Genomic DNA, 1,321 nt, shown 5'->3' with positions numbered 1-1,321 from the left:
TGAACCGCCCCGGGTTTTGAGGAGGCTCCAACTCTTGAGAAGATGGAGCCATGAACAAGCCAAACAAGTTCTCACCTGAGGTCCGCGAGCGCGCCGTGCGCATGGTGCAAGAGCACCGCGGAGAATATCCATCGCTATGGGCTGCTGTGGAGTCGATGGCGCCGAAAATTGGCTGTGTGCCGCAGACCTTGCTGGGCTGGGTGCAGCGGCACGAGGTCGGTACCGGTGTTCGCGATGGCGTGACCACGGCCGAGGCGCAGCGCGTGAAAGAGCTTGAGCGCGAGAACAAGGAGCTGCGTCGCGCCAACGAAATCCTGAAGCTGGCCAGCGCGTTTTTTGCCCAGGCGGAGCTCGACCGCCGACTCAAGTCCTGAGGGACTTCATCGACCAGCATCGAACAACCTTCGGGGTCGAGCCGATCTGCAAAGTTTTGCAGGTTGCCCCTTCGGGCTATCGTCGACACGCTGCACTCGCACGTGAGCCGCAGCTACGGTGTTCGCGCGCCAAGCGCGACGCCATCGTGATGCCCGAGATCGAGCGTGTGTGGCAAAGCAATTTGCAAGTCTACGGTGCCGACAAGGTCTGGAAGCAGCTGGGTCGCGAAGGGATGACGGTGGCCCGTTGCACGGTCGAGCGGCTGATGCGCCGATTGGGTTTGCGCGGTGTCGTACGCGGCAAAGTGGTGCGCACAACGATCAGCGACAGCAAGGCGTCATGCCCATTGGATCGCGTCAATCGGCAGTTCAAGGCCGATCGGCCTAACCAGCTCTGGGTCTCCGATTTCACCTACGTCTCGACCTGGCAGGGTTGGCTCTATGTGGCCTTCGTCATCGACGTATTTGCTCGGCGCATTGTGGGCTGGCGCGTGAGCAGTTCGATGCGTACGGACTTCGTACTGGACGCCTTGGAACAAGCGCTCTATGCACGTCAGCCGGAACGCGAACAATCCTTGATTCACCATAGCGATCGCGGATCGCAATACGTTTCCATCCGCTACAGCGAGCGTTTGGCCGAGGCCGGCATCGAACCGTCCGTAGGCAGCAAAGGTGACAGCTACGATAACGCGCTCGCCGAGACCATCAACGGCCTCTACAAAGCCGAGCTGATCTATCGCCGAGCTCCATGGAAAACCAAGGAGGCCGTGGAGCTGGCGACGCTGGAATGGGTGGCTTGGTTCAACCACCATCGACTACTCGGACCCATCGGCTATATCCCGCCAGCCGAGGCCGAGGCAAACTACTACCGGCAACTCGCCAGTCAGGCCACCGCAGTGGAGGCCTGACTTAAACCAAACAGCCTCCACGAAACCCGGGGCGATTCA

The 1,321-nt window shown here is 60.6% G+C and carries 1 protein-coding gene and 1 other annotated feature; the gene reads left to right on the top strand.

Annotation, left to right across the window (positions count from 1 at the left end):
- Nucleotides 1-50 precede the first annotated feature (50 nt).
- Nucleotides 51-1,282, top strand: a protein-coding gene (locus tag AC3A56_RS17555) for an IS3 family transposase (protein WP_487771214.1) whose coding sequence is annotated in 2 segments (ribosomal slippage) — nt 51-339 and nt 339-1,282 — 1,233 coding nt in all. Because the reading frame shifts where the segments join, the coding sequence is not laid out codon by codon here.
- Nucleotides 329-445: a sequence feature (AL1L pseudoknot), on the top strand. It overlaps the preceding gene by 117 nt.
- Nucleotides 1,283-1,321 lie beyond the last annotated feature (39 nt).

The organism is Rhodanobacter sp. Soil_C_14 (assembly GCF_057657335.1).
The sequence above is the reverse complement of the archived record's forward strand: the minus strand, read 5'-3'. Positions and strand labels throughout refer to the sequence as shown.